Here is a 7,135-nt window from a genome sequence, read left to right as displayed (position 1 = left end):
GGCGGGAGCTCGGGGCCTGGAGTCTGCGGTGTGTCGAGGTTCACGCTGTCCTGTCCGCTCAGTGACGAGGCAACCCCTGGTGGGGCCGCCTATTTCCCGATTTTCTAGCAGCCAGCCCCTTCTTGCGAAGCATAACGACCCAGGAGCCCCTTCGAAGGGCTCCAGGTGTCTGGCGCTGGAAGGAGACACAAGGGCGAGGGTCCGGGAGGTGACGCGGTCCACCGGGCTCGCCCTTCCTACGAAGCCCACCACACGCTTCCCCGGCAGCGGCAAGGGAGCGGGCGGGCCACCGGCTCATCGGACGACTTGCTTGCGGGCGCCCGCCTCGTCGTACTCGACCTCAGGCATGGGGACGCCGCCCAGCTCCCGGGCCAGCGCGGTGAGCACTTCCTGCGTCGCGAGGATGTTGGACCGCGAAAGGCGCGCCAGCACGCGCTGCACCGACGACTCCACCGTGCCCTCGGAGGGGATGTCGAGCGCGCGCCCCTCGTCCGTCAGGGAGAACAGCGCCTTGCGCCCGTCGAGCGGATCGGACTTGCGCTCCAGCAGGCCCCGCTTCTCCAGGCGCTTGAGCACGCCCGTCAGGGTGCTGGGATGGACGTGGAGGATCTGCGCGAGCATGCCCGCGGTGATGTCGGGGAATCGCCCCACCAGGCGGATGACCAGGCGCTGCGGACCCGTGAGTCCCAGCGAGGACTCCATGCGCTTCGACGTGGACTGGAGCCCGTGGTCCACGGCCCAGAGCAGTCGCATGAATTCGAGCACTTCGCCAAGGGGCGGCCCTTTGTAGGTCCGCTCGCCTTCGTGGGGTACCAGCGGCCCATCTGCCGGTCCCTTCGGGGATTCTTCTGCTGTCACCTGCTGCCTCCGTGTCTCAAGCCAATGGTTTGAGTCGCAGCAGGTCTATCGCGTCGCCGTCCGACCCGCTGCTGAAAAACCGTTGGCTGTTGACCGCTCGCAAGCCAGACGTCAAGCCGGAGGCTTTTCGAAGGCCCAGCGGGCCCGGTGGGGAGGGCCGCCGTGGGCCATCTCCCCATCAGGCCGGATGCCGGGCGGGCGGGCGCTCAGAGCCCCTCGAGGGTGAGCCGGAGGATGGCGCCCGTGTCGTCCCGGTCCAGGGCGGGAGGTTACGGCGCGGGAGCCACGGTGGGCTTGGGCGCCGGCTTCTGCGCAGGGGCGGGCGCCGGAGCCGGAGCGGCGGCGGGCTCCGCGGGCTTGGCGGGCATCTGCAGGGCCTTGCCATGCTCCTGGACGATGCGCCGGTACCAGGCCTCCTGGAACTTGGGATGGTTCACCTTGCCCATCTCATCACGCACGTTGCCGTCGATGTACTTCACGAGCAGCGTCTCACCGAGCTTGCGCCAGCGGGTGTGGACCTTCTCACCCTGCTGGAGCGAGTAGTCGGTGAGGTACTGGCGCGCCTCCTCGGGGCTGCGCTTGAACTGCTCCTGGGCGCGCTTCTCGATGTCGGCCTGGTCCGCGAGGAACTGGCCTTCCAGTGCGCCCTGCTCCTTCTGCAGGTCATTCACCATGTCGCTCCAGCGCCCGTAGGCCTGGTTCGACACCCAGTTGAACACCCAGAAGGAGGAGTCCCAGGAGAACTCTCCGCGGCTGGCCACGCCCTGCGCGAAGTTGCGCGGCACCTGCCGGATGCCGGCGTACATGGGCGTGTAGACGGTGGTGAAGGTGTCGTCCACGCCGAACCAGAGCACGCCGCCAATGGGCGCCGGCAGCCAGTCCCGCATCTGCGCGACGAAGGAGAAGCCCGTCTGCTGCGTGGAGATGGCGCGCTCGTGGAGGTACTGCTTGCCGTCCACCTCCCACGTCATCGGACGCCAGCGGTACGGCGCCGCGTAGGGGCCGGCGCCCACGTCCTTCGTCATGTCCAGCGGCGTGCCCGTGAAGTGGTCCCGCATCAGCGCCATGGTGTCCTGCACGGACAGCTTCTTGTCCGGCTTCACCCACAGCGGCAGCCGCTTCTGGGGCGCCGCGCCGTTCGCGTACTCCGCGCCCAGCTTCATCGACGGCGCCGCGCGCCGGAAGATGCTCCACACGCGCGCCTCGGAGAACCGCTGCCCGCCGAAGTCGATGGGGTTGTACGTCTCCGCGAAGTTGAAGTCCTTGTCCGCGCCCTTGAACCAGCCCTTCGCCCGGGCGAAGGAGATGACGTCCGGCGAGTAGAATGTCGTCTGCTTCTCGTTCTGCGGGAACGTGCCGATGCGCGCCTGGTTGGCGTGCGCGGAGAGGTACCCGTCGGGCAGCTTGCGGGCCACCCACACCGCGCCTTTCTCGCCCTTGCCCTTGCCAATCATCTCCAGCAGCCAGGCCTCCTTCGGGTCGGCGATGGAGAACGACTCACCGGTGGAGGCATAGCCGTGCTCGGCGACCAGGGTGGTCATCACCTGGATGGCCTCGCGCGCCGTCTTCGCGCGCTCCAGCGCGATGTACATGAGCGAGCCGTAGTCGATGATGCCCGCGGGCCCCTCCAGCTCCTCGCGGCCGCCGAACGTGGACTCGCCGATGGAGAGCTGGTGCTCGTTCATGTTGCCCACCACCGAATACGTCGCGGCGGGCTGGGGGATGCGGCCCAGGAACTTGCCGGTGTCCCACTCGATGATGTCGCGCATGGCGCCAGGCGCGTGGCGGCGCGCGGGCGTGAAGTACAGCTCGCCGTACAGCTCGTGCGCGTCCGCGGCGTAGGTGATGAAGGTGGCTCCATCCGCCGTGGCTCCCTTGGAGACCAGCATGCTGGTGCAGGCGAGCACGGGCGGAGCAACCAGCGCGGCGGTGACGGGCAGCGCGGTGAGCAGGTTCGTCAGGCGTCGGTTCATGGCGGCGGATGGTACCAATCCACTCCAGGATGGCTACCGCTCCCAAGAGGCGCTTCCCTGTTTACCCCTCATGGGCCCGTCCACGACAGGGCCGCCGCGCCAGGCCACGAGAGAAATCCCGGGCGGCGGCCCCCCATTGTCGGAGCTTTCAGTCTCAGTCGTTCGTCGCGCTCACCTCCTTTCTCTCAGGAGGGGCGGGCACCTGTTCGACTCGCAGCGTCGTGGGCCCGCTCAGCGCCAGGTGCGCCTTGAGCTTGAGGAACTTCTTCTTGCCGAAGCCCTTCACGCGCACCAGCTCCTCCACGCGTTTGAAAGGCCGCTTCTGGCGGTGGGCGATGATGCGCTGCGCCGCCTTCTCACCGACGCCCGGCAGCAAGTCCAGCTGCGCCGCGCTGGCCTCGTTGAGGTTGACCGTCCCCGTGTGCTGCGTGCGCAGCTTCGCCGCCTCCGCCACCCCGGGCCCGCACCAGAGCAGGCCCACCACCACCGCGCACAGCGCCCTCACGAGTGGCCACCCACCGGCGCCGCGTCCAGCCCCAGCTCTCCCGCGTAGCGGCCGCCGCTCATTCCCGCCGTGTCGCGCTTCTCCGCCGCCTCGCGGACGTGCAGCTTCCCGTCCAGCGGCAGCACGTCCAGCAACACGTTGAGCGAGCCGTCCTTGTTCACGAAGGCGCTCCCCGCCCGCACCCAGATGCTCCCGCCCTTGCCCTCGCGAATGGAGAAGACCGCCAGTCGCTTACCCGCCGTCAGCATCATCCACCTCCACACTCCGCATCGCGCCACCACGGCGCGGCTGCCTCGTCGGCTTGACCGCCTGAGGTCGGGGAGCGCTTGAGCAGCCGGCGTGCCAGCGGTGTTCTCCTCGGCGTGCTCTCCGCACACCGTGCGCGGATGTGAGAACCGTCCAGCGGCGAGGACGGACAGCGACGCGCCAGTGGCTTCTCAGCGGACGAGAGCGCGGCGCCAGGCACGGGAGGGCGGGAGCGCGCACTCATGCATGGTTCGCGTCCAGGGGCATGTCCGCCGGAGCCGGCCGCGGCGCGGCGGGGCCGCTGCGTGGAAGCAAGACCGTGAAGGTGGCGCCGCGTCCCGCCTCGCTCTGGACCCGGACCGCCCCTCCCAGCCGTTCGACGAGCTGACTGACGATGTGGAGGCCCAAGCCCAGCCCTCCGTAGTGGCGCGATGACACCGCCCGCTCGAAGGCCCGGAAGATCAACGCCTGTTGTTCCGCCGGGATGCCGATTCCCTGGTCCCTCACTTCCAGGAGGGCGGTCCTGGCGTCTCCGCCGACCTGGATTTCGATGGGCTTGCCCTCGCCGTACTTGATCGCATTCGAGAGCAGGTTGGTGACAATCTGGTCGAGCCGCGACCGGTCCCAGAGTCCTGGCATCGGCGTGTCGGCATGAACCTGGAGCGTGGCGCCGGAGAGGGCCAGCTCGGGTGCGAAGCGTGCCGCGATGTCTCGGACCAGCGCGGCGAGGTCCACTTCCTCCAGCTCGAGCTCGAGCCGCCCGGCATGGATGCGCGAGACATCGAGCAGCGTGTTGACGAGCTTCGCCATCCGCATCGCCTGGCGTTCGATGCCTTCGACCGATTGGGTCACGGTCTCCACCGACGCGGTGCAGAGCGCTCCCGACCGGGCGCGGCGCAGCAGGCCCTGCACGGACAACTGGAGGGAGGTGACCGGGGTCTTCAGCTCGTGAGAGGCAACGGAGAGGAACTCATCACGAAGGCCAATGGCCTGCTGGGCTTCCCGATAGAGCCGGGCGTTGTCCACGGCCATGGCCGCGCGGCGGGCCAGCTCCTGCGCGACGGCGAGCTCGGCCAGGCCATAGCGGCTCCCGTTGTCCATCCGGGCGAGGGTGAGCGCGCCGAGCGTCCGGCCACGCGCGAGCAGCGGCACCGACAGCCAGGACTGGAACTCGAGGCCGTCGTACTCGAGGGCAGTGGGGCCGCAATCCTCCAGGCAGAACTCCGGCTCGCCGCGGCGGAGCACCCGCCCAGGGCCATGCGTGGCATTGAGGTCCGGTGGCGCGTGGGCGTCCTTCGCGGGCCATTGGGCCCGCAGTGTCTGGGATTGGGCCACCGCGATTCGCTGGGGGGAATGGTCGTTGTCCAGCAGGTCGACCGCGCACCAGTCCGCGAAGCGCTGGACGGTCAGCGCCGCCACGTTTCGCAGCGCGTCCTCAGGGGCGAGCGAGCCCGCGAGCAGTCCCGAGGCTTCCGCCAGGAACGCGGACCTTCCTTCCTGCTCCTCGGCGCGGGTCCGCGCTTGCTGCTCACGCAGGAAGGTCTGGTCTCGCTCCCGCTCGGCCCGGCGTTGCTCGGTGATGTCGATGCCCGTGCCGATGATGTACTCGACCGCTCCCGACGGGCTGCGGAGGATGTTGCTGGACCATGCGATGAGGCGGCGCTCTCCCGCTCGCGTGAGCCAGCAGCTCTCGTACTCCTCGTGCCCCTGGCCCGCGGAGAGCTGGGCGAAGTCCCGCTCGACCCGCGCCGCTTCTTCCGGGGCCTGGAGCTGCTTCCAGAACCGCGCGCCGCGAAGCTCCTCGAAGGAGTAGCCGGTCATCTCCTGGCATGCGCGGTTGAAGCGGACGATTCGGCCCTCCACATCCAGGACGATGAACAGCGCGCGGGCTGTATCCAGGACCGCCGAGCTGAAGTCCCGCTCGTGCTGGAGGTCCCGCTCCGTGCGCCGTCGAGCGGTGACGTCCCGGAAGTAGGCGGCCCGCCCATAGTAGACGCCGTCAGCACTCACCACCGGAGCGTCGTACTGCTCGAATATCCGCCCATCCTTGAGCCGAAGCTCGTCGTGTCCCGACGCGTCACGGTGCTCGACGAAGAAGGCTGCGCGCGCCGTGAACCGGGCAGGCTCCTCCACGAGCTCCGCCGCCGCACGGACCCACGCCCCGTAGGATGTGGACAGGAGCGCCTCCTCCAGCCCCCACATCTGCACGAGGCGGCGGTTGTGCGTGAGCGTCCTTCCTTCCTGGGTGGAGATGAGGATGCCCTCGTCGGAGGCTTCGCTCAGGGACTCCAGCAGCGTCTTCTGCTGGTGGAGCGCGCGCTCGCTCTCCAGGATGCGGGTGAAGAGCTGCCGGTGCATGAGCGCGGTACGGAGCACGCCGCCGAGGCGCTCCATCATGCCCCGGTAATGTCGCGGCAGCTGCGGCTCGCGGTCGAAGTACAGCAGCAGCGCGCTGGCGCTGTGCGCCGCGTCCGCCCCGATGATTGGAATGGACCAGCGCACGAGCTCCGGCAGTTCCAGCTCCGGAAAGGGCAGGTTCACCTCGGCGGGCCCTTGCTTCCCCCCGGGCTCGGAGCGGGCGGGAATCGGAAGCTGGCGGGACGCAGCGGAGAGTCCACTCGCGCCCTGGAGGATGACCTGCCCCCGCGCGTTCACCTGGACCCAGAGCGCGACCATGCACCCCAGCCGCTCCGCGACACGGTCCATGAAGGCGTCCGCGGGCTTGCTCGGGTCGAAGAGGTCGAGCGCCGCGACGGTGAGCTCCTGGAGCACGCTCAGCAGCGCGAGTCGCTCCTCGGTGAGCTTCCGGTCCTCGTCCTCGCGGGGGTCCGCCATGTCCGACCTCGTCCCATCACCCTGGAAGGGCGAGCACCACCACCGTCTTGTTGTGGAACTGCGGAACGCCACCTCCCATGGCCCCCACCTCGCCCAGCGTCAGGCAGCCCACGAGCGGCGTGGCCTCCCCGAGCGCTCCCTGGACGCGTGAGAGCTCGTCTTGGATTTCCTCGCCCAGGATGGGGTAGCGGGAGAAGCAATCGAACACGACCGCGCCGCCCAGCGCGCCAGGGGTTCCTTGCCGAGCCAGGGTGGCCGCCCCCTCGGCCGCGTCCATCAGGTCCGCGCGCGCTCCCTCCATCACTCGGACCAACGAGCCATCCGGTATCTCGGCGACGCAGCGGACCGAGCCGTCGGGTTCGATGGAGATTGGGTCGCGAATCACGAACTCCCCATTGGCCTGGGGAATCCCCAGCGGGTGGGTCATCGCGAAGCGGGCGAAGCCCTGCACGTCCAGCGCGTCTCCGCGGCTCGCGGCCGTGCGCCGGTAGACCTCGAATGCGCTCTCGTAATCGAGCTCGATGGCGGTCGCGCCGTGGGCCTTCGTGACCTGGGTCGGTGGGCCGTATGGATACCAGCCGTGCTGAATCCCGACGCCTATCGGCGCCTGGGCATCAAAGGCAATCACCACCGCCTTGTCCCGGTAGGCCTGCCCATCCGCGAACTGGGCTGTCATGGCGCTCCGGAGGTCGCCTCCCGCTCCGCCCCCCGCCCAGAC

At 69.3% G+C, this 7,135-nt stretch carries 6 protein-coding genes; all 6 read right to left on the bottom strand.

What is annotated here, in order from left to right:
• Positions 1 to 294 precede the first annotated feature (294 nt).
• Positions 295 to 858: a MarR family winged helix-turn-helix transcriptional regulator gene (locus FMP39_RS36495; RefSeq protein WP_141594553.1), complete on the bottom strand. Its 564-nt coding sequence runs from the start codon at positions 856 to 858 to the stop codon at positions 295 to 297.
• A gap of 269 nt (positions 859 to 1,127) precedes the next feature.
• A complete protein-coding gene (locus tag FMP39_RS36490) occupies positions 1,128 to 2,831 on the bottom strand; it encodes a dipeptidase (protein WP_141594552.1) in 1,704 nt (567 codons plus the stop codon).
• A gap of 154 nt (positions 2,832 to 2,985) precedes the next feature.
• Positions 2,986 to 3,336, bottom strand: a complete 351-nt coding sequence (locus tag FMP39_RS36485; RefSeq protein WP_141594551.1) for a helix-hairpin-helix domain-containing protein — start codon at positions 3,334 to 3,336, stop codon at positions 2,986 to 2,988.
• Entirely contained in the window at positions 3,333 to 3,584 is a 252-nt protein-coding gene (locus tag FMP39_RS36480) for a hypothetical protein (protein WP_171410524.1), read from the bottom strand. The genes FMP39_RS36485 and FMP39_RS36480 overlap by 4 nt, the downstream gene beginning before the upstream one ends.
• 238 nt (positions 3,585 to 3,822) lie before the next feature.
• A complete protein-coding gene (locus FMP39_RS36475) occupies positions 3,823 to 6,417 on the bottom strand; it encodes an ATP-binding protein (protein WP_141594550.1) in 2,595 nt (864 codons plus the stop codon).
• Between the two features lie 16 nt (positions 6,418 to 6,433).
• A partial coding sequence (locus FMP39_RS36470) for an FIST signal transduction protein (RefSeq protein ID WP_194858718.1) occupies positions 6,434 to 7,135 on the bottom strand: 702 nt, incomplete at its 5' end.

This window comes from Myxococcus sp. AB056 (assembly GCF_006547365.1).
Classification (GTDB): Bacteria; Myxococcota; Myxococcia; order Myxococcales; family Myxococcaceae; genus Myxococcus; species Myxococcus virescens.
The sequence above is the reverse complement of the archived record's forward strand: the minus strand, read 5'-3'. Positions and strand labels throughout refer to the sequence as shown.

Excerpts from the sequence above, each read along its gene's own strand:
- FMP39_RS36490 (WP_141594552.1), bottom strand. The coding sequence starts at position 2,831 with ATGAACCGACGCCTGACGAACCTGCTCACCGCGCTGCCCGTCACCGCC.
- FMP39_RS36480 (WP_171410524.1), bottom strand. The coding sequence starts at position 3,584 with ATGCTGACGGCGGGTAAGCGACTGGCGGTCTTCTCCATTCGCGAGGGC.
- FMP39_RS36475 (WP_141594550.1), bottom strand. The coding sequence starts at position 6,417 with ATGGCGGACCCCCGCGAGGACGAGGACCGGAAGCTCACCGAGGAGCGA.